The organism is Komagataeibacter sp. NFXK3 (genome assembly GCF_054182245.1).
On record NZ_JAPIVJ010000008.1, the window covers coordinates 158,010 to 177,450 of the forward strand.

Below are 19,441 nucleotides of genomic sequence, written 5' to 3' on the forward strand. Positions count from 1 at the left end.
CTGAAGCTTTTTGAAAAAAGCTTCACCAAAAACTTCTGCTTTTAAAGCCCGGCCTCCATCTGGAGGCCGGGTTTTTTCATACGTCGAGGTTATCGACCTGATTGGCGTGTTCCTGAATGAAGCGGAAGCGCAGCTCCGCCTTGCGGCCCATCAGGTGCTCCACGCGTTCAAGCGTAAATGCCCGGTCCTCGGGCGGGGTGATGACCTTGAGCAGCGTGCGGTGTCTGGGGTCCATCGTGGTCTGCTTGAGGTCGGCAGGCGGCATTTCACCCAGGCCCTTGAAGCGCGAGACCTCGACCTTGCTGTTGGGCTTGAACACCTTCTTCAGCTTGCGCTCGCGATCGGCGTCATCCATGGCGTAAATGCTCTTGCTGCCCTGTGTCAGGCGGTAGAGCGGCGGCTGGGCCAGGTACAGATGCCCGCCCCGGATCAGGCCGGGCAGTTCGCGGTAGAAGAACGTCATGAGCAGGGAGGCGATATGCGCGCCATCCACATCGGCATCGGTCATGATGATGATGCGGCCATAACGCAGCTTGCTGGCATCAAAGCGCTCGCCCGTGCCGCAGCCCAGTGCCTCGACCAGGTCGCGCAGTTCCTGGTTGCCACGCAGTTTCTCATTCGAGGCGCTGGCCACGTTCAGGATCTTGCCCCGTAGCGGCAGCACGGCCTGTGTCTCGCGGTTGCGGGCCTGCTTGGCGGAGCCGCCAGCCGAATCGCCCTCGACAAGGAAGATCTCGGTCTCGGCCGCGTTCTCGCGCGTGCAGTCGGTCAGCTTGCCGGGCAGGCGCAGGCGGCGGGTCGCACTCTTGCGCGGCGTGTCCTTCTGCTCCTTGCGGCGCAGGCGCTCTTCCGCGCGTTCGACCACGAAGGCCAGCAGGTTGTCGGCCTGCGGCGGGTTGCCTGCCAGCCAGTGGTCGAAGCGGTCGCGCAATGCGGTCTCGACCAGCTTGCTGGCCTCGCCGCTGGTCAGCTTCTCCTTGGTCTGGCCCTGGAACTGCGGGTCGCGGATGAACACCGAGAGCTTGGCGGCGATGCAGCCCATGATGTCATCGGCGGTAATGTTGGCCGCGCGCTTGTTGGCACGCTGCTCGCCCCAGTTGCGCAGGCCCTTGACCAGTGCGTTGCGGAACCCGGTCTCGTGCGTGCCGCCATTGGGGGTGGGAATGGTGTTGCAGTAGGACGCCAGCGCCGCAGGCCCCTGCTCGAGGAAGGCGATGGCCCATTCCATGCGCCCCGTATCCGCGCCATCGGGGCCGGTGGGCAGGTCGGCGTCACCGGCCCACAGGTCGGTCAGCAGGGCGGCTTTCTCGCCCAGTTCATCGCGCAGGCTGTCAGCCAGCCCGCCGGGGAAGTGCAGCACCGCCTCGGCGGGAATGTCGTGGTCCTTGATCAGCGCCGGATCGCACGACCAGCGGATGGTTACGCCACGGAACAGGAACGCCTTGGAGCGGCACAGCCGGTACAGTCGTGCGGGCGAGAAATGCAGCCGCCCGAAAATCTCGGGATCAGGCGTGAAACGGATCTGGGTGCCGCGCCGGTTGTTGACCGGGCCGACTTTTTCCACCCCCGAAAGCGGGCGACCGCGCTCATAGACCTGCCGCCACAGGGCGCGATCGCGCGCGATCTCGACTTCCATGCGCGACGCCAGCGCGTTGACGACCGATGAGCCAACCCCGTGCAGCCCGCCCGACGTGGCATAGGCCTTGCCCGAGAACTTGCCGCCCGCATGCAGCGTGGTCAGGATCACTTCCAGCGCTGAGCGGTCGGGAAAGCGCGGATGCGCATCCACCGGAATGCCGCGCCCGTTGTCGCGGATGGTCAGGTAATCCCCGGCCTCGAGGGTGACATCGATGGTGGTGGCGTGGCCGGCCACGGCCTCGTCCATCGCGTTGTCGAGGATCTCGGAGGCGAGGTGATGATACGCCGTCTCGTCCGTGCCGCCGATATACATGCCCGGCCGCCGCCGCACGGGCTCAAGTCCTTCCAGCACCTCGATGGCGCTGGCGTCATAGGAATCGGGACCGTTTTTTGCGGGATCTGGCATGGTGGCGGGGGGAACCTTGTGCGGGGTGGGCCGGGCAGGCGGCGCAGGCGTGGAAAAAAGATCGTCGTTCATGAAGCGTTCTTTGTTCTGTCAGGTCACGTCCTGTCAAGCTGCGCGGCCTGTCTCCTTGCGCTGACTATGCCCGCACTTGCAGGCATGAAAAAGGCCGGACAAAGCCCGGCCCCGATTTTTCTTCAACTCTCTGCTGCGCAGGCTGGCGCGGGTCAGCTCCGCACCGTGCGGCGTGCGGGCGTGCGCGGGCGGGCGGGGGCTGCGGCCGGGCGGTTGGGGGCCGTGCAGGTCAGGTAGGAGGCAGGCTGGATGATGTCCTTGGCCTGGGCGTAGGCGGACAGGTCGGCGGTGCTTTCGAGTTCCTGCACCTCGTCGAACATGGAGACATGCTGCTGGCAGAATGCCGTGCCCGCCTGCAGGCCGCGCTCGGACTGCACGTTGGCGAGCTGCGTGATGTAGTCATCATGCTGGCGCTGGGCGTTGCGGCCATAGGTGGAGGAGAAATACCCGTTGAGCACATGCTCCTCGGCCGCGAGCTTGGGGCGGAACTTGCCAACGAAGTTGTTGTACTTGTCCTGCACGCCACAGGAGAGCGCGGTGACCATGAGCTGGCTCTTCAGCCCCTGCACGTCAAACGCCTCATGCGCGGGCGAGGGGGAGCACGGACCGGCAGCCAGTGCCTGCCCGCCATTAACCAGCCCCACAAGGGCAAGAGCTGCAGCGCCAGCGCGCCAGATCGACATGGACATCAGGACGGGTTCTCCAGAGGTAGTGGGGCGGATGCCAATGGGGGTAATGCACGGACCCCGCATATTCCGGCACGATGAAATCCGGATCAGGTCTATAGCGCAAACAGTCTGTGGCCAAAAGGGCGCGCGGCAGGCCCGCGTTCAAAAAGATGCGTTATGAATGCACGATGGGATGACAGCGCCCCGTGGGCCGGGTATGCCACACGGGCAGGGCATGCATGCCTGCGCAAAAGCTGGCGGCTGGGGCTTTCCCGCCTTGGTGCGTTGTTCTACAGCGTATGCCACGGTGGTTGGCCCGTGCGCCAGCCCTGACCGTTACGGGGCGGCGCAGGCGCAATGGTCCTTAACGGGTGATGTATCAAACACAGCGGAGCTGACGAGTGCGACTGCGACTGTCTGCAATCATGATGACGACGGGCATTCTGCTCGCCGGATGTGACAACAAACCGGCGGTAAACCTTGGTGGCATTGCCGGAACCCCCAATCCCTACAACTACATGAAGGCCTCCGGCCAGTGTCAGGTGGGCAGCCTTGCCGATGCGGGCAAGAACACGAAGTCCACCACCATGCAGGTGCGTAGCGATGATGGCTATTGCGCCATCGAGACGCGGGCCTCGGCAGGCCACCCCTATGCCTCGTTTGGCGTCTCTCCGGCGCCCGATCACGGCAAGGTGTTCATCTATAATTATAATGATCACACTTATGTGACGTACACGGCCAGCACCGCCTATTCCGGCCCGGACAAGTTCCGTGTCGTGCTGATTCCCGGTGGGGGCAAGCCGCGTGAATACATGGACGTGACCACCACCGTCACCGCCGCGAAATAACCCGGCGGCCTGTCGGCCCTGCTGCGGCAGGGCTGGCAGGTGGGGTCAGGTCAGATCGAAAACGTGATCGGCTCGGGCAGCGGGCGGCGCATGCCGGCATGCTCGGCCCGGCGTACAAGGTCATCAAGGCTGATCTTGCGGCACTGTTCATCGATCATCGTGTCGAATTCCTGCCAGCACGGCTCGACAACCTTCTGGAACAGGCCGCCAATCGGGCCGTCATCCGTGTTGTCCTCCGCCGTGATGACCGCAAGGATATCCGCCAGCAGGATATCGCGTCGCGGGCGGCCCAGGCGGTAGCCGCCACGGGGGCCGCGCACGCTTTCAAGCAGGCCCGAGCGTGACAGGGTCTGGAGCAGGGGCTCGATCCCGCGCCGGGCCAGGCCCGCGCGCTCGGCGATGTCGGCAGCGCTGATGGTGCCGTTCCGCCCCGCGTGAAAGGCCACGTCAAGCATGATCAGTATGGCGATCATGGTCCTGTCACGCCGCAGCAGCATATCGTTCAGCCTCGCCTTGCCTGGATGAAAAAACCGGTTTCCCCCATTTACCAGTAATTGGTCGAATGTTCCACGCTTCTGTTCAGGAGGATGCTGGATTATGTCAGACTGCACGCGTGAATAGGCCATTGCCGCACCAAGGAGTGATACCGGATGACGAAAACCACCCCGCCCGATCGCACGTACGGTTTTGCCGCCCCGCGCGGGCGGATATACGACTCCATTGTCGAGACCGTGGGGGGCACGCCGCTCGTGGCGCTGCCACATCTGACCCGCGAGGATGGCCTTGCCGCCCGCGTGCTGATGAAGCTGGAGTTTTTCAATCCGCTCGCCTCGGTCAAGGACCGCATTGGCGCTGCCATGATCGAGGATGCCGAGGCGCGCGGCGAGATCCATCCCGGCAAGACCACGCTGGTGGAACCGACCTCGGGCAATACCGGCATTTCGCTGGCTTTTGTGGCGGCCGCACGGGGCTACAGGCTGATCGTGACCATGCCGGAGGGGGCCTCGATCGAGCGGCGCAAGATGCTGCGCCTGCTTGATGCGCAGCTTGAGCTAACCCCCTCGCGCCTGGGCATGGCGGGCGCCATCGCGCGGGCCGAGGAAATCCTGCAAAAAACCCCCAATGCCTGGATGCCGCGCCAGTTCGACAACCCCGCCAACCCCGCCATCCATGCCGCCACCACGGCGGAGGAGATCTGGGTCGATACGGCAGGCGCGGTTGATATCGTGGTGGCGGGCCTGGGCACGGGTGGCACGGCGAGTGGCATTGCGCATGGGCTCAAGCCCCGCAAGCCGGGCATAGAGGTCTATGGCGTGGAGCCGATGGAAAGCGCCATTCTCAACGGCGATGAGCCGGGGCCGCACGGCATTCAGGGAATCGGGCCGGGCTTCTGCCCCCGCACGCTCGACCTTGCGGCGCTGGCGGGCGTGCTGCCGGTATCGGAGCGCGAGGCCATTGCTGCCGCCCGGCGCTGCGCACGGCTGGACGGGGTGCCGGTGGGCATCTCATCGGGGGCGGCGCTGCATGCTGCCATACAGCTGGCGGGACGGCCCGAGAACGCAGGCAAGACCATCGTGACCATCGCACCCTCTTTTGCCGAGCGCTACCTGTCCACGTCCCTGTTCACCGGGCTGGTCTAGCGCTTCAGGACGCCGCCTTTGTGTAAAAAAAGGCGGCGTCCCGACAGTTCCATATGGAAAAAGCGGCTCCCTTGCGGTGCCGCTTTTTTCTTTTCCATGCCCGAATGTGAAAGGGCGGTCAGTGCAGGATGATTTCCACCCGGCGGTTCTGGGCCTCGCGCGTGTTGGCGGCGGTCTGCACCAGCGGGTTGGCATCGCCATAGCCGTGGATGTCGATGGCGGGGCCAGGCACGCCGTCACGCACCAGTTCGGCCTTGATGACCTGCGCGCGCTTGAGCGAGAGGGCCTGGTTATACTTTTCCCCCTGCGGGCCGGGCCGGGCCGCCGAGTTGTCGGTATAGCCATTGACCTCGATGCGCGTGGTCTGGGTATTGGTCGAGGCCTGCGCGGCCACCGCCACGATGGCGCGGGCGCGGTCGGTCAGGTCGCTGCGGTCCCAGTCAAAGAACACGAGATAGGTCCGGTTCTCGGCCGGGGCGGGCACGGCGTTGGTTGAAGGCGGTGGCGGCGGCGGCGGGGCGGGGTTGAACTCGTAGCGCAGGCCGAGCATCAGCGAATGGTTGAAGTCGGTGCGGCTGTCGCGGTTGCCGTTGCGGAAGCCGAAATCATTGTTCATGGCGGCCAGCGTGGTGGCGCTGCCTGTCACCACGGAATGGTGCGACTGCGGGCCCAGCATGGTCCAGAACCGGTATTCCGCCGTAGCCGACAGGCCCACGACCCACGGCATGGGGAAGGAGAGGCCGAATATGCCCTGATAGGCGAAGTTGCCGTAGCTGCCGCTCACATGCTGGCTGTAGTTCGCCCCGTTCACGTTGCCCGTGATGGTGGTGTTCATGTTCTGCCAGCCATAGCCGATACCCGCGCCAAAATACGGGAACAGCCAGCTTTTGCCGATATCAAGGTCAAACAGCGCATTGGCCATCAGCCCGGATTCCTGCTGCCGGCCATCGGCATGGGCATGATAGGCGGCATTGCCGCCCACCGTCTTGAGGTCGTTATTGCGGTAATGGCCCTCAAGCTCGACGCGGAAGCCATTGCCAAGCCCCCAGCCGATCGCGCCGAGGCCGATGGCGCCGGTGCGAAACTGATCACGTGCCGAAGAATGCCGTATGACCTGGCCCTGATTGAAGGTCGCGCCACCTTCACCGCTCATGTACAGGCCCTGGACAGGCTGGGCGAATACCGGAGCGGAGATCAGCACGGGGCCCAGGGTAACCGAGGCAGCCAATAAAGACCCTGCAAGCAATCCGTACCGCAGATTCATACTCTTCTTCTCCCTTCGACGGGCCTCTTCCGGCATACAGGCCCGGTCGGGTGCACGTGCCATATTCCCTGGACTGATCAGCATCCGCATTCTTTTGCTGAAAGAAACCGCCCCTGACAATCCTTGCCACCACCTTAACCCGCCGCTCGGGGGTGTGTGGCCCACTGGCATGGCTGAGTGTGTGCCAGATGCCACACCTTGCTGGCCGGATCGGTTTCCCTGCTTTCAAACCCGTGGAATCACGTCTTTCATATCAATCTTGCTTCAAACGGCGGCGCCAGATCAGGGGCATCGAATTCAACAACCCACAAGTCAGGGTCGCGTTCCATCTGCCGTGTGACATAGGCGTCAACACCGGCCTGATCACCATCCGTCTCCCCTGTAGCGCGGAACCATGCCCGGCGTCCATCGGGGGTACGGGTCTGGGCCAGCACGCACATCCGCCCCTGCCGCCCCAGAAGCACGGCCAGCACGCCGCCCGCATCGTCATCGCCATGGTGCAGCACCATGCCCGGATTTCCCTTCTGTCCAGCTTGGCGCAGCATTGCCCGGACCCACAGGCCGGTTTTCAGGCGGGGTTCTTCCATGGGGTCTGATCTCTCCGGTAATGCATAAAAACAGAGGGTGGCATGCAGGAATAGCACAGTTTCAACCCGCGCGGGCTGCTCACCCCCCGTTTGGGGGGGCCGTGTCCTCTTCCGGTATGGCCGACAGGGCGGCGCGGTATTCCTCGGGGTTGTCGAGCAGGGAATGGGCGGCATCAAGGTCGCTATCGGTGCCAATGGCGGCAGGGCAGGCCTTGCGGATGGCCAGGATGTGCGACAGGTCGGCAGGCGAGCGCACCTGGCGCGCCGCCATCACCCACTGTGCGCTGTCTGCCGTGCCTTCGGCCAGGTTCTGCAACTGGCGCTCGAGTTCGCTTTCGCCCCGGCTGGTGCAGACCTGCGGCATGACGCCCAGCCCCTGCAGCGGCCAGCCCAGCGGCGCGAGCACGCGACTCCATGTAACAAACAGCTCGGCCCCGTTGGGCATCTGGCCGATGGTCTGTACCAGCCCCTTGCCCAGCGTGGCGCTGCCAATCACCACGCCGCGCTTCTGGTCCGACAGGGCGGCGGCGAGAATCTCGGCGGCACTCGCGGTCCGGCCATCGACCAGCACGATAATGGGCAGGCCATTGGTCATGTCGCCGCCCTGCACGGCCCAGACATGGTTGGCCTGCGGGTCGCGCCCCTGCGTAATGGCGGCCACCCCGTGGTCGAGCATGAGGGCCGACGTGGTCACGGCCTGCTGCAGCACGCCGCCCCTGTTGCCGCGCAGGTCGAGGATCAGGCCCGCAATGCCGGGCACGTTCATGGCCTCATCGAGGTACTGGCTCATTTCCTCCGCCGTGTTGGCGGAGAAGGCGGTGATGTGCAGCACCACATGCTTGCCGCTGGTATAGGCGAACACCGTCTCGGGCGGGGTGGAGGCGCGATGCAGGGTGACCGTGGTCTGCCGCCCCTTCGCTTCCACTGTGATGCGCACGAGGCTGCCAGCGGGGCCATTGAGCCACGAGGTTACGGTATCGACCGTGCGGGACTCGGTGGAGCGGCCATTGACCGCGCGCACGATCTGCCCCGCCGCCAGGCTGGTGGGCCAGGCGGGACCGTTGGCGTTGACCGCCGTGATCTTGATTGTGTGGTGGTCCAGCCCCAGCGTCAGCCCCGCCGTGGCCTCGCCCCCGGTGCGGGTGCTGCGGTCCGATACGGCGGCGCCGGGCGGGACATAGCGTGAATAGGGATCAAGATGATTGAACAGCTCATCGAAGAAGCCCTGCAGCACCCCGTCCTGCCCGGTGTTGCGCATGGTGGGCGAATGCCGCCACGCCACATCGAGGATGCGGGTGATGGCAGCACTCCATCCCGCCACGTCATCGGGCGGGGGCACGGGCAGGGCGAGCACGGTCTTCTGGGTGGCGGCAAGTTGCAGGAAGCCGTGCTGCTCATCAATGCTGAGCGAGGGGTCGAGCGCGCTCAGCCCGTTCAGCCCCCACAGGGCAAAATCGTGAATCGCGTGGCTTTCGAGCGTGCGGGGCTGCAAAAAGGCCAGACTCGCCTGCATGACGGAGGACAGCACGGCCAGGTCCATACCGGGCATGTCCGGGTTTTCCACGCTGTCCTCATGCAGCGGTGGCTGCGGGGTGGGCGTGCGCGGGGTGGCGGGCAGGTCATCGGCGCAGGCGGCGGTGGTCAGCCGGGCAATGATGAGCAGCAGGATGAACGTATCACGCGGGAGATGGCCCAGCGTGGACATGCGCCGCCGCCACGTGCCCGTCCCGTCGCCGCACGGCTTCATGGGCCGGGCGATGATGACGGGAAACAGGGCGCGTTTCACGGCCTGCGTTTCCGCAGGCGGGGTGCCACGTCGGGCAGGGCCAGAAGGACGGTGCCCCGGATGGCGCATGCTTCTTCGATCCGTACGCGCAGAGCCTGACCGGGGCGGAATGCCATGGTCGTGTCGCGTGCATGCAATGTCTGCGTTTTTTCATCGTGATGCCATTGATCTTCCGGCAGGGCAGACATGGGCAGCAGGGCGGAGGTTCCTGTTGCATCCAGCACTACAAAAATACCGAATCGGGACAGGCTGGAAATATGCCCGTCCATCTCGGTGCCGATCCGCGCCTCAAGCCAGGTCGCGGCGTAGCGCTCCAGCGTCTCGCGCTCGGCCTGGGCCGCGCGGCGCTCGGTGCGGGTGATGGCCTCGCCTACTTCTTCCAGCGCCTCGTGGCCGGGTGCCGGGCCGGGCTCGAGCCCGGTGGCGACGAGCAGGGCGCGGTGGGTCAGCAGGTCGGCATAGCGGCGGATGGGGCTGGTGAAATGCGCGTAGGCCGCAAGCGAGAGGCCGAAATGACCGACCGGCTCGGGGCTGTATTCCGCCTGGTTCTGCGCGCGCAGGATCAGTTCATTGACCAGGGCGGCCTGATCGGTGTCGCGCACGCTGTCCAGCACGCGATCCAGGTCGGCGGCACGCAGGCTGCCCACGGGCGGCAGCTTCAGGCCCATCAGGTCGAGCGTGCGGCGCAGGCTTTCCAGCCGCTCGGGGGTTGGCGGGGCGTGGATTCGGTACAGGCAGGGAATATGCCGTGCTTCAAGGCAGCGGGCGGCGGCGACATTGGCCGCGATCATGAATTCCTCGACCAGCCTGTGGCTGTCGAGGCGGATTCGCGGCGCAATGGCCGTGATCTGGCCCTCATCCCCCAGCCGCACCAGCCGCTCGGGCAGGTCGAGGTCCAGCGTGCCGCGCGCGCGCCGGGCATGGGTGAGGCAGGTCCACGCGCCAAACAGGCTGTCGAGCAGCCCCGGCGGCAGGGCCTGCATGGTGGTGTCGGGCGTGCCATCGCGCGCGGCCTGTACCTGCTCGTAGGTCAGGCGGCCGGCACTGCGCATGATGCCCCGGCCAAAGCGCGCGTTGCTGGTCATGCCATCGGGCGCCACGTTCATGGTCACGAACAGGCAGCCCCGCTCCTCATCGGGGCGGAGCGAGCACCAGCCGTTCGAGAGATCCTCGGGCAGCATCGGGATCACCCGGTCAGGGAAATAGACCGAATTGCCGCGCAGCCGGGCATCGCGGTCGAGTGCCGTGCCGGGGCGCACGTACCAGGCCACATCGGCAATGGCGATGGTGATGCGAAACCCTTCGCCATCGGGTTCGGCGTAGATGGCATCATCAAAATCGCGTGCGTCTGCGCCATCGATCGTGACCAGCGGCATGTCGCGCAGGTCGGTGCGGCCTGCGGGGGCAACGCCACGGGCGGCCTTTGCCTGGGCCAGCGCCTCTGTGGGGAAGACGTGGGGAATGCCCAGCATGGCGACGGACACCATGCTGATGGTGCGCGCATCGCCCTGCGGGCCAAGCCGCTCGATGATGCGCGCGGGGTGCAGCCCCGGCCCGGACTGGGGCAGGGGGGTGGCGATGACAATCTCGTTATCCGGCGTGCCGTCATCCTCGCCCGTGGGGATGACCCATTCGGCCTTGGCGCGCCGGTCAGCGGGGGTGAGGCGGCCAGCGGGGCGGAATCGGGCCGGGGTGCTGGCTGTCGGGTCATCAGGCGGCAGGGTGCGGAACAGGCCCACGATCTGGGTGGGCGCATCACTCACGCGGCGCAGCGTGCGGCCTTCATATCTGCCTGGCCCCACCCGGCGCAGGCGGGCCACCACGCGCTCGCCCGGGGCAAGGGCGGCGCGGCCGCGCAGTTCGGGGTGCATGAACACGGTGGGGGAGGGGCCTTCTCCATCCCACTGTACGGGCCGGGCGATGGGGTCGCCATCGGCATCGGTGCCGGTGACCTGCACCACCATGGATTCGGGCAGCCGGTCCGATACACGAAAGCGCCGTGCGCCAGCAGGGGCCAGCGTGCCATCAAGCGCCATGTCGCGCAGCATCTGGCGCAACGCCGCCTTGTGCTCCGGCCCAAGACCGAATTCGCGGCTGATCTCGCGCTTGCCGATGCGCCCTGTCGCCCCTTCGATAAACGCACGAAGCTGCTCACGATCGGGCAGGCCACCCGTACGGGCTGGCGGCGTGCCCGTGGGCTGGCGGTCCGGCATCTCGGGAGTTGCTGGACGCTGCCGCTTCATGATCAGTCCGTCTCGCTTTCAGTCTTGGCCGGGGCGGCCTTCTTGCGGGTGGTGGTGGTCTTTTTGGCGGCTGGCTTGGCTGCCGTCTTTTTCGGAGCGGCCTTTTTCTTGGGCGCAGCCTTCTTGGGGGCTGCTTCCTCGCCTTCCGCCGCCTTGGCCTTTGTCTTGCGGACTGCGGGCTTGCGGGCGGTGGTGGCCTTCTTGCCCTTGGCCTTGAGCGGCTTGCCCTTTTCGCTCAGCAGCGTCAGGGCTTCCTCCATGGTCACGTCGTTCATGTCCTGCCCGCGTGGCACGGTGGCCACGATGGAGCCGTGCTGGACATACGGGCCAAAGCGGCCCTTGCGCACCATGACCGGCTCGCCATCCTTGGGGTGCGGGCCGATGGTGCGGATCGAGGCCAGCTTCTTGGCCAGCGCATCGACCGCGCGGTTCAGCCCCACGGTCAGGACATCGTCATCCTTGTCCAGCGAGCCATAGACCGCGCCCATCTTCACATATGGCCCAAACCGGCCCAGCCCCGCCTCGATCGGCTCGCCCAGCTCGGGGTGAATGCCCACGATGCGCGGCAGCGACAGCAGGCCCACCGCCTGCTCGAGCGTGATCTTGTCGCCATCGAGCCCGCGCGGAATGGTGGCGCGTTTCGGCTTGGCCTTCTTGTCCTCGGGGTCGGGTTCGCCCTGCTGCACGTACAGCCCCCACGGGCCACGGCGCACGGTCACGTCCTCGCCCGTGGGGGCCGTGCCCAGCACGCGCATGCCGTCCTTCAGGGCGGCGGCGTCATCGCCTTCCTTCGGGTCGGCCACGAGTTTGCGGGTGTACTGGCACGTGGGGTAGTTCGAGCAGCCGATGAACGCGCCATAGCGCCCCAGCTTGAGCCCCAGCCTGCCGGTGTTGCACGCCGTGCACAGGCGCGGATCCTGCCCGTCCTCCCGCGCGGGGAAGAAATAGGGCGAAAGGTCCGCGTCCAGCGCCGTGATGACGTCGGATATCTTGAGGTCCTTCGTCTGGTCCACCGCGTGCGAAAAGTCGGACCAGAAGGCGGACATCACATCGCGCCAGTTGGCCCGCCCGCCTGAAATGTCATCAAGCTGTTCCTCAAGCCCTGCGGTGAACTGCGTGTCCACGTACCGCTCGAAGAACGAGGTGAGGAAGGCCGTGACCAGCCGCCCGCGATCCTCGGGGATGAAGCGGCGGTTTTCAAGCTGCACGTAATTGCGGTCGCGCAGCACGGTCAGGATGGAGGCGTAGGTGGAGGGGCGGCCAATGCCGATCTCTTCCATCTTCTTGACCAGCGAGGCCTCCGAATAACGCGGCGGCGGCTGGGTGAAGTGCTGGTCCGCCGTGACCTCGCCGCGCCCGATGGCGTCGTGCTCCTTTATGGAGGGCAGCATGCGGTCCTGCTCGTCCTCCGCCTTGGCGGGCGAGTCGTCGCGGCCTTCGCTGTAGAGTTTGAGAAAGCCGTCAAACGCGATCATGGAACCCGTGGCGCGCAGGGTCACGCGCTTTTGCCGGTCCACGATGTCAACCGCCACCTGGTCAAGCTCGGCGGACTGCATCTGGCTGGCGACCGAGCGCTTCCACACCAGGTCATACAGCTTCTTCTGCTCGGGCGAGAGGTAACGCGCCATGTCGGCTGGCGTGCGGCGCACGTCGGTCGGGCGGATGGCCTCATGGGCTTCCTGCGCGTTCTTGGCCTTGGTGGAATAGATGCGCGGCTTGTCGGGCACGTACTCCTCGCCAAAGCTGTGGCCGATATGGCCCCGGATGGCGCTGATCGCCTCGCCCGCCATCTGCACGCCGTCGGTTCGCATATAGGTGATGAGGCCTACGGTCTCGCCACCGATGTCGATGCCCTCATAAAGCTGCTGGGCCGTGCGCATGGCCACCTGCGCGCCCATGCCCAGCTTGCGCGAGGCCTCCTGCTGCATAGTCGATGTGGTGAAGGGCGGCGGCGGGTTGCGGCGTACCTTGCGGCGCTCGACCTTCTCCACCCCGAAGTCACCGGCCTCGACCGCGGCCTTGGCCGCCATGGCGCTGGCTTCGTTGTTCAGGTCGAACTGATCAAGCTTGTGGCCATCAAGATGCGTGAGCCGCGCGGTAAAGGCGGCGCCGGCGGGCGTGGTCATGCGGGCCAGCACGGACCAGTATTCACGCGGCTTGAAAATCTCGATCTCGGCTTCGCGCTCGCAGATCAGCCTAAGTGCGACCGACTGCACGCGCCCTGCGCTGCGCGAGCCGGGCAGCTTGCGCCACAGCACCGGCGAGAGCGTAAAACCCACGAGGTAGTCGAGCGCGCGGCGGGCGAGATAGGCCTCGATCAGCGGGAAGTCGAGCTCACGCGGATGCGCCATCGCGGCCTTGATGGCGCTTTTGGTGATTTCGTTGAAGGTGACGCGCTGCACCTCGATGCCCTTGAGGAGCTTCTTCTCCTCCAGGATCGAGCGCACATGCCACGAAATGGCTTCCCCCTCGCGGTCGGGGTCAGTGGCGAGGTACAGATGTGTCGCCCCGCGCAGCGCCTTGGCGATGGCCGCGATCTGGCGGCTGCCGCGCTCATCGGTTTCCCACACCATGGCAAAGCCTTCATCGGGCTTGACGCTGCCATCCTTGGGCGGAAGGTCGCGCACATGCCCGAACGAGGCCAGAACCGTATAGTTATCACCCAGATACTTATTGATCGTTTTCGCCTTGGCTGGCGATTCGACCACCACGACGTCAGTCATTCTGTCTCCGGATCACGATTCTCAAAACCTTGCTCTATCCCGCGCTCAGGCCGGGGGTGGACGCCGCACGACCAGATCCCCCGCGAGGAATTCGATCGTGCCCGCAATCTCCATTTCCGACAGGACGGTCAGGACTGCTGCTGTCGAGAACTGGCAGCGCCGTACGAGATCGTCAACAGGCGATGGCGTGAAAGATAGAAAACCTTCCACCATTTCATGCAGGTCGCCCTGGGCGCAGGGCGGTGGTGGCGGGTCTGGCTGCGGCGGGGCCAAGGCTTGCCCACCCGATGGGGCAGCATTGTGGCGCGGTGGGCGGGGCGGGGCGGAAAACAGGTCGTTTTCCTCTATTGTTTCAGGCAGTTCGCGCAATATGTCGCGTTCGGTTTCGGTCACGACCGCGCCCTGGCGCAGCAGGTCGTTGCTGCCCCGGCAGCGCGGATCAAGCGGCGAGCCGGGCACGGCGAAGATGGTGCGCCCGTAATCCAGCGCCATGCGCGCGGTAATCAGGCTGCCCGAGCGCAGTGCAGCCTCCACCACCACGCAGCCCAGCCCAAGCCCCGCAATGAGCCGGTTGCGGCGCGGGAAGTGCCGGGCCTGCGGCACCGTGCCCGGCGCGGCCTCGGTCACGACCGCGCCGGTGCGGGCAATCTCGGCCTGCAGGGCGGCATGTTCGGGCGGGTAGGGGCAGTCCAGACCGCCCGCGATGGCGGCAACCGTGCGGCCCGCCGTCATGGCGCCGCGATGGGCCGCGCCATCAATGCCGCGCGCCAGCCCCGATACGGTGTGCACGCCGTGTGCCGCCAGCAGGGCGGCCAGGCTCTCGGCCATGCGCAGGCCGCCTGATGAGGCATTGCGCCCGCCCACGATGCCCACCATGCGGGCGGACAGAAGCGTCACGTCGCCCAGTACCGACAGCACGGGTGGCGCATCAGGCAGTGCGGCCAGCAGGGCCGGGTAGCCGGGCTGGCCATGCACCAGCAACGTGCCGCCCAGCGCCTGCAGGCGTTCAAGTTCGCGCAGGCCGTCATCACGCGGGTAGAGCGGGCCGATGGTGCGGCTGATGCGGGTGGCCCCGCGTTCGAGCATGGCGAGGGCTGCTTCAACACTGCCATGGGTGCGGATGAGCTTGCGGTAGCTGACCGGGCCGATGCCGTCCGTTCGCGCCAGCCGGAGGCAGGCCAGCGCCGTTTCGGCATCGGGGGAATTCATGTGCTTTTCTGGCCGATTCTGGGCTCGGTGCCCTTGAGCAGGCGGGTGATGTTGGCGTGATGGCGGATGAGGATCATCACCGCGATCAGTACCCCGGCCAGATAGGCGGGGGAATGGAAGTCAATGCGGCCGGGCCGAATCATGAGCAGGGGCAGGGCGGCAAAGGCAACGATCGCGCCTGCTGATGAAATGCGCGTGACCTTGGCAAAGATCAGCCACAGCGCGCAGCAGCACAGCCCCACCCCGGGCATGAGCGCCAGGATGCACCCCAGCCCCGTGGCCACGCCCTTGCCGCCCTTGAACTTGAGCCAGACGGGAAAGCAATGCCCGGCCACGGCAAAGATGGCGGCCAGCGATTCGGCGGCCAGCGTGTGGAACGGGCACAGCACGAAGGCGCAGAACACCGCGAATGCGCCCTTGGTGCCATCCAGCGCCAGCGTGCCCGCGGCCAGCCCCTTGCGCCCCGTGCGCAGCACGTTGGTCGCCCCGATATTGCCCGAGCCGATCTTGCGGATATCGCCCCCGCCCGAGAGCGCGGTCAGCACCAGACCAAAGGGAATGCTGCCAATCAGGTAGGACAGGAAGGCGACACCGCCCATCAGCGGCAGGTCGTAGGTAGGAATGCCGTAGATCATGCGGCCTGCGCCCCGAACACGCGCACGCCCTTCTTCCACGTGCCCAGCACGCGGCCTTCCAGCGCGCGGCCATCGAACGGGGTGTTCTGCGCCTTGCCCGGCAGGTCGCCCGCGCGCACCACCCAGGCGGTGTCGGGGTTGAACAGGCACAGATCGGCAGGCATGCCCACGGCCAGCGTGCCCGCCTGGCTGCCCAGCACGGCAGCCGGGCGGTGCGTGAGCAGGCCAATGGCCTCCATCATGCCAAGATGGCCCGCATGCACCTGCGCAAGTGTTACCGCAAGCAGCGTGCACAGCCCGGTGCCACCGGCGGCGGCCACGGCAAAGGGCTGGCGCTTGTCATCGGCATCACACGGCATGTGGTCGGATGCGATGGCATCGATCGTGCCATCGGCCAGGGCTGCGCTTACGGCGCGGCGGTCGGCCTCGCTGCGCAGCGGCGGCGAGAGCTTGGCATAGGTGCGGAAATCCCCGATCACCGTCTCGTTGAGATCGAAATAGGGTGGTGCCGTATCGCAGCTCACGCGCAGGCCATCGGCCTTGGCATTGCGGATCAGGTCCAGCCCCTCGGCGGTCGAGACATGGCCGAAATGCAGCCGCCCGCCGGTCATGCGCGCCAGCCGCAGGTCGCGTGCGATCAGGATGGCCTCGGCGGCTGCCGGAATGCCCGGCAGGCCGAGGCGGGTGGCCAGTTCGCCATCAGTCGCGCAGCCGCCACGTGCCAGTGACGGGTCTTCGGGGTGCTGCACGATCAGGGCGTTGAAGCCTCTGGCGTAGGTCAGCATCTGGCGCATCATGCGGCTGTCGGCAATGGCGTGCGGGCCATCGGTAAAGGCAATGGCGCCCGCTTCGGCCAGCAGGCCGATCTCGGCCATTTCCCTGCCCGCGCATTCCCGCGTCAGGGCGCCATAGGGCAGGATGTCGATCATGCCCGTTTCCTCGCCACGCGCGCGCAGCAGGCGGGCAAGGGCGGGGTTGTCGATGGTCGGGCTGGTATTGGGCAGCACGGCGATGGTGGTGATGCCACCGGCCACGGCGGCGCGCGCGGCCGAGAGCACGGTCTCGCGGTATTCGTAGCCGGGCTCGCCAATGGTCACGCGCATGTCCACAAGGCCGGGGCACAGCACGAGCTGGCCGCCGCCATCAATCACATCCGCCCCTTCGGGTGCGCCTTCGGCGTTTGGTGCGTCGGTGCCTGCAATCAGGCCATCGTGCACCAGCAGGCGGCCGGGGCGGTCCGTGTTGCTGGCGGGGTCGATCAGGCGCACATTTTCAAAAACAACCGGCTTCATGCGCCTTCTCCCCCGCGTGCGAGCAGGTCGAGCACCGCCATGCGCACCGCAACCCCCATTTCCACCTGTTCACGGATCACGCTCTGGTCGGAATCGGCCACGCGGCTGTCAATTTCCACGCCCCGGTTCATCGGGCCGGGATGCATGACCAGCGCATGCGGCTTCGCCAGCGCGAGGCGCTTGTTGTCGAGGCCATAGAAGCGGAAATATTCCCGCGCGCTGGGCACCTGCGTGCCCTTCATGCGCTCGCGCTGCACGCGCAGCATCATCACCACGTCCACGCCGCGCAGGCCGTCTTCCATGGTGTGATGGATGCTGACCCCCAGCGCGCCAATGGCGCCGGGCACCAGCGTGGGCGGGCCCACCACGCGCACCTGGCAACCCAGTGCGGTAAGCAGGTGAATGTTGGAGCGCGCGACCCGGCTGTGGCTCACATCGCCGCAGATCGCCACCGTCAGCCCCTCGAACGTGCCGAAATGGCGGCGGATGGTCAGCGCATCGAGCAGGGCCTGCGTGGGGTGCTCATGCGTGCCGTCGCCCGCATTGACCACGCTGGCCTGCACCTTCTGCGCCAGCAGCGCGGGCGCGCCGGACTGGGCGTGGCGCACCACCAGCAGGTCGGCATGCATGGCGTTGAGCGTTGCCGCGGTGTCGAGCAGCGTCTCGCCCTTGTTGACCGAGGAACTGGCCACGGTCATGTTCACCACATCCGCGCCCAGCCGCTTGCCCGCCAGCTCGAACGAGGTGCGGGTGCGGGTGCTGTCCTCAAAGAACAGGTTGATGAGCGTGCGCCCGCGCAGCAGGTCGCGCGGGGTCTTGCGCGAGCGGTTGAGCAGGGCGTAGTGCTCGGCCAGGTCCAGTATGGGCATGATCCGGCTCGGATGCATGCCCTGCACGCCCAGCAGGTGGCGTGTGGCCGGGGTGGCGAAGACGTTGCTGCCGTGGCTGCCGCGCTCACTCATGGGCGGCAACCGCGTTGATGCGCGCCAGAACCTCGTCACGGCCAAGGGCGAGCAACGTGTCATCAATGCCGGGCGACATGGTGCTGCCGGTCACGGCGGCGCGCAGCGGCTGGGCCACCTTGCCCAGCTTCATCTCATGCGTTTCGGCAAACTGGCGCAGTGTCGCGTCGATCGCCTCCTTGCTGAACGGCTCGGTGGCCTTCAGCGCCACGGCCAGTCTGCCCAGCATCACGCGGTTTTCCGGGGTGAGCTGCTTTTCGGCCTTGGGGTCGAAGGCCAGTGGCAGCGAACGGCCGAGGAAGGCCGCGTTATCGGCCAGTTCCACCAGCGTCTTGGCGCGTTCCTTCAGGCCGGGCATGAGTGCGAGCACCTTGGCGCGGGTAGCATCCGATGTATCCACGCCGTCCATCTTGCCCAGCCGTTCCATCACGTCGTTGGTCAGGCGGGTATCATCGGCCTGGCGCAGCCACACGCCGTTGATGTGCAGCAGCTTGGCGTAATCCATGCGCGAGGGCGAGCGGCCCACGCCATCGAGGTCGAACAGTCTGATCTGCTCCTCGCGCGAGAGGATCTCGGCATCGCCGTGGCCCCAGCCAAGGCGCAGCAGGTAGTTGTTGAGCGCCTCGGGCAGGTAGCCCATCTCGCGGAACTCGACGACCGACTGCGCCCCGTGCCGCTTGGACAGCTTGGCCCCGTCGGGCCCGTGAATCAGCGGCAGGTGCGCGAAATGCGGCAGCTTCCAGCCCATGGCGCGGTAGATCATGGCCTGGCGGAAGGTGTTGGTCAGGTGGTCATCGCCACGGATGACGTGGGTGATGTCCATGTCATGGTCATCGACCACCACGGCAAGCTGGTAGACCGGCGTGCCATCGGCGCGCAGGATGATCATGTCATCGAGTTCGGAATTGGCCACGCGCACATCGCCCTGCACCAGGTCGTGGATGGTGGTTTCCCCCTCGCGCGGGGCCTTGATGCGGATGGTGTAGGGGGTGTTGGCGGGAGCCTCGGCGGGGTCGCGGTCGCGCCACATGCCGTTGTAGCGGGGGGGACGGCCCTCGGCCATCGCCTTCTCGCGCATTTCCTTCAGTTCATCGGCCGTGCAGTAGCAGCGATAGGCCAGGCCCTTTTCCAGCAGTTCATGCGCCACCTCGGCATGGCGGGCCTGGCGCGTGGACTGGAAGACCGGCTTCTCGTCGGATTCGATATCCATCCAGGCCAGGCCATCGAACAGCACGTCGACCGCCTGCTGGGTCGAGCGTTCGCGGTCGGTATCCTCGATGCGGAGCACGAACTGCCCGCCGTGGTGGCGGGCATAGAGGAAATTGAAGAGGGCGGCACGGGCGTTGCCGATATGCAGCAGGCCGGTGGGGCTGGGAGCAAAACGCGTACGGACAGTCATGAACCGGGTTCCTAGCATGTTTTCGCCCTGCTGACAGGGGGCACTCTGGCGTGAAAACCGTTCCGCCCG

At 66.3% G+C, this 19,441-nt stretch carries 16 protein-coding genes; 3 read left to right on the top strand and 13 right to left on the bottom strand.

Features of this window, described 5'->3' with window-relative positions:
• Positions 1-76 precede the first annotated feature (76 nt).
• On the bottom strand, positions 77-2,116 hold the full coding sequence (gene parE, locus OQZ28_RS10550; protein ID WP_130730630.1) for a DNA topoisomerase IV subunit B: 2,040 nt from the start codon (positions 2,114-2,116) through the stop codon (positions 77-79).
• A gap of 152 nt (positions 2,117-2,268) precedes the next feature.
• Entirely contained in the window at positions 2,269-2,805 is a 537-nt protein-coding gene (locus OQZ28_RS10555; protein ID WP_130730629.1) for a hypothetical protein, read from the bottom strand.
• Positions 2,806-2,961: 156 nt separating this feature from the next.
• Here OQZ28_RS10555 and OQZ28_RS10560 point away from each other — a divergent pair, with 156 nt between their 5' ends.
• Both OQZ28_RS10560 and OQZ28_RS10565 read left to right on the top strand, forming a co-directional pair.
• Positions 2,962-3,117 (top strand): hypothetical protein, encoded by a 156-nt coding sequence (locus OQZ28_RS10560; protein WP_165399100.1) that lies wholly within the window; start codon positions 2,962-2,964, stop codon positions 3,115-3,117.
• A gap of 92 nt (positions 3,118-3,209) precedes the next feature.
• The gene (locus OQZ28_RS10565) at positions 3,210-3,632 is read left to right on the top strand and encodes a hypothetical protein (protein ID WP_130730628.1); all 423 of its coding nucleotides are present in this window, start codon (positions 3,210-3,212) and stop codon (positions 3,630-3,632) included.
• A 50-nt stretch (positions 3,633-3,682) separates the two neighbouring features.
• On the opposite strand, the gene OQZ28_RS10570 is transcribed toward OQZ28_RS10565, so the two are convergent.
• Positions 3,683-4,129, bottom strand: coding sequence for an RrF2 family transcriptional regulator (locus OQZ28_RS10570; protein ID WP_130730627.1), 447 nt, complete (start codon positions 4,127-4,129; stop codon positions 3,683-3,685).
• Between the two features lie 153 nt (positions 4,130-4,282).
• On the opposite strand from OQZ28_RS10570, the gene cysK reads away from it, so the two are divergent.
• Positions 4,283-5,272 (top strand): cysteine synthase A, encoded by a 990-nt coding sequence (cysK, locus tag OQZ28_RS10575; protein WP_110568944.1) that lies wholly within the window; start codon positions 4,283-4,285, stop codon positions 5,270-5,272.
• 118 nt (positions 5,273-5,390) lie between these two features.
• On the opposite strand, the gene OQZ28_RS10580 is transcribed toward cysK, so the two are convergent.
• The 10 genes from OQZ28_RS10580 to gltX all read right to left on the bottom strand — a co-directional run bounded on the left by OQZ28_RS10580 (position 5,391) and on the right by gltX (position 19,372).
• Complete coding sequence (locus tag OQZ28_RS10580; RefSeq protein ID WP_165399099.1) at positions 5,391-6,536, bottom strand: OmpA family protein; 1,146 nt, start codon at positions 6,534-6,536, stop codon at positions 5,391-5,393.
• A 248-nt stretch (positions 6,537-6,784) separates the two neighbouring features.
• A complete protein-coding gene (locus tag OQZ28_RS10585) occupies positions 6,785-7,123 on the bottom strand; it encodes a DUF1491 family protein (RefSeq protein ID WP_458136064.1) in 339 nt (112 codons plus the stop codon).
• A 79-nt stretch (positions 7,124-7,202) separates the two neighbouring features.
• A complete protein-coding gene (locus tag OQZ28_RS10590) occupies positions 7,203-8,909 on the bottom strand; it encodes a S41 family peptidase (protein WP_458136065.1) in 1,707 nt (568 codons plus the stop codon).
• Positions 8,906-11,122, bottom strand: coding sequence for a ribonuclease R family protein (locus OQZ28_RS10595; RefSeq protein ID WP_458136081.1), 2,217 nt, complete (start codon positions 11,120-11,122; stop codon positions 8,906-8,908). The genes OQZ28_RS10590 and OQZ28_RS10595 overlap by 4 nt, the downstream gene beginning before the upstream one ends.
• A 32-nt stretch (positions 11,123-11,154) precedes the next feature.
• Complete coding sequence (gene topA / locus OQZ28_RS10600) at positions 11,155-13,875, bottom strand: type I DNA topoisomerase (RefSeq protein ID WP_458136066.1); 2,721 nt, start codon at positions 13,873-13,875, stop codon at positions 11,155-11,157.
• A 45-nt stretch (positions 13,876-13,920) separates the two neighbouring features.
• Entirely contained in the window at positions 13,921-15,084 is a 1,164-nt protein-coding gene (gene dprA / locus OQZ28_RS10605; protein WP_458136067.1) for a DNA-processing protein DprA, read from the bottom strand.
• Positions 15,081-15,719 carry a glycerol-3-phosphate 1-O-acyltransferase PlsY gene (gene plsY / locus OQZ28_RS10610; protein ID WP_130730622.1) on the bottom strand — a complete coding sequence of 213 codons (639 nt, stop codon included), beginning with the start codon at positions 15,717-15,719 and terminating at the stop codon, positions 15,081-15,083. The genes dprA and plsY overlap by 4 nt, the downstream gene beginning before the upstream one ends.
• Positions 15,716-17,011, bottom strand: coding sequence for a dihydroorotase (locus OQZ28_RS10615; protein WP_458136068.1), 1,296 nt, complete (start codon positions 17,009-17,011; stop codon positions 15,716-15,718). The genes plsY and OQZ28_RS10615 overlap by 4 nt, the downstream gene beginning before the upstream one ends.
• Positions 17,008-17,973, bottom strand: coding sequence for an aspartate carbamoyltransferase catalytic subunit (locus OQZ28_RS10620; RefSeq protein ID WP_130730620.1), 966 nt, complete (start codon positions 17,971-17,973; stop codon positions 17,008-17,010). The genes OQZ28_RS10615 and OQZ28_RS10620 overlap by 4 nt, the downstream gene beginning before the upstream one ends.
• Positions 17,966-19,372 (bottom strand): glutamate--tRNA ligase, encoded by a 1,407-nt coding sequence (gene gltX, locus OQZ28_RS10625; protein WP_458136069.1) that lies wholly within the window; start codon positions 19,370-19,372, stop codon positions 17,966-17,968. Before gltX ends, OQZ28_RS10620 begins: the two co-directional genes overlap by 8 nt.
• Positions 19,373-19,441 lie beyond the last annotated feature (69 nt).

Excerpts from the sequence above, each read along its gene's own strand:
- parE (WP_130730630.1), bottom strand. The coding sequence starts at position 2,116 with ATGAACGACGATCTTTTTTCCACGCCTGCGCCGCCTGCCCGGCCCACC.
- OQZ28_RS10555 (WP_130730629.1), bottom strand. The coding sequence starts at position 2,805 with ATGTCCATGTCGATCTGGCGCGCTGGCGCTGCAGCTCTTGCCCTTGTG.
- OQZ28_RS10560 (WP_165399100.1), top strand. The coding sequence starts at position 2,962 with ATGAATGCACGATGGGATGACAGCGCCCCGTGGGCCGGGTATGCCACA.
- OQZ28_RS10565 (WP_130730628.1), top strand. The coding sequence starts at position 3,210 with ATGATGACGACGGGCATTCTGCTCGCCGGATGTGACAACAAACCGGCG.
- OQZ28_RS10570 (WP_130730627.1), bottom strand. The coding sequence starts at position 4,129 with ATGCTGCTGCGGCGTGACAGGACCATGATCGCCATACTGATCATGCTT.
- cysK (WP_110568944.1), top strand. The coding sequence starts at position 4,283 with ATGACGAAAACCACCCCGCCCGATCGCACGTACGGTTTTGCCGCCCCG.
- OQZ28_RS10580 (WP_165399099.1), bottom strand. The coding sequence starts at position 6,536 with ATGAATCTGCGGTACGGATTGCTTGCAGGGTCTTTATTGGCTGCCTCG.
- OQZ28_RS10585 (WP_458136064.1), bottom strand. The coding sequence starts at position 7,123 with ATGGAAGAACCCCGCCTGAAAACCGGCCTGTGGGTCCGGGCAATGCTG.
- OQZ28_RS10595 (WP_458136081.1), bottom strand. The coding sequence starts at position 11,122 with ATGCCGGACCGCCAGCCCACGGGCACGCCGCCAGCCCGTACGGGTGGC.
- topA (WP_458136066.1), bottom strand. The coding sequence starts at position 13,875 with ATGACTGACGTCGTGGTGGTCGAATCGCCAGCCAAGGCGAAAACGATC.
- dprA (WP_458136067.1), bottom strand. The coding sequence starts at position 15,084 with ATGAATTCCCCCGATGCCGAAACGGCGCTGGCCTGCCTCCGGCTGGCG.
- plsY (WP_130730622.1), bottom strand. The coding sequence starts at position 15,719 with ATGATCTACGGCATTCCTACCTACGACCTGCCGCTGATGGGCGGTGTC.
- OQZ28_RS10615 (WP_458136068.1), bottom strand. The coding sequence starts at position 17,011 with ATGAAGCCGGTTGTTTTTGAAAATGTGCGCCTGATCGACCCCGCCAGC.
- OQZ28_RS10620 (WP_130730620.1), bottom strand. The coding sequence starts at position 17,973 with ATGAGTGAGCGCGGCAGCCACGGCAGCAACGTCTTCGCCACCCCGGCC.
- gltX (WP_458136069.1), bottom strand. The coding sequence starts at position 19,372 with ATGACTGTCCGTACGCGTTTTGCTCCCAGCCCCACCGGCCTGCTGCAT.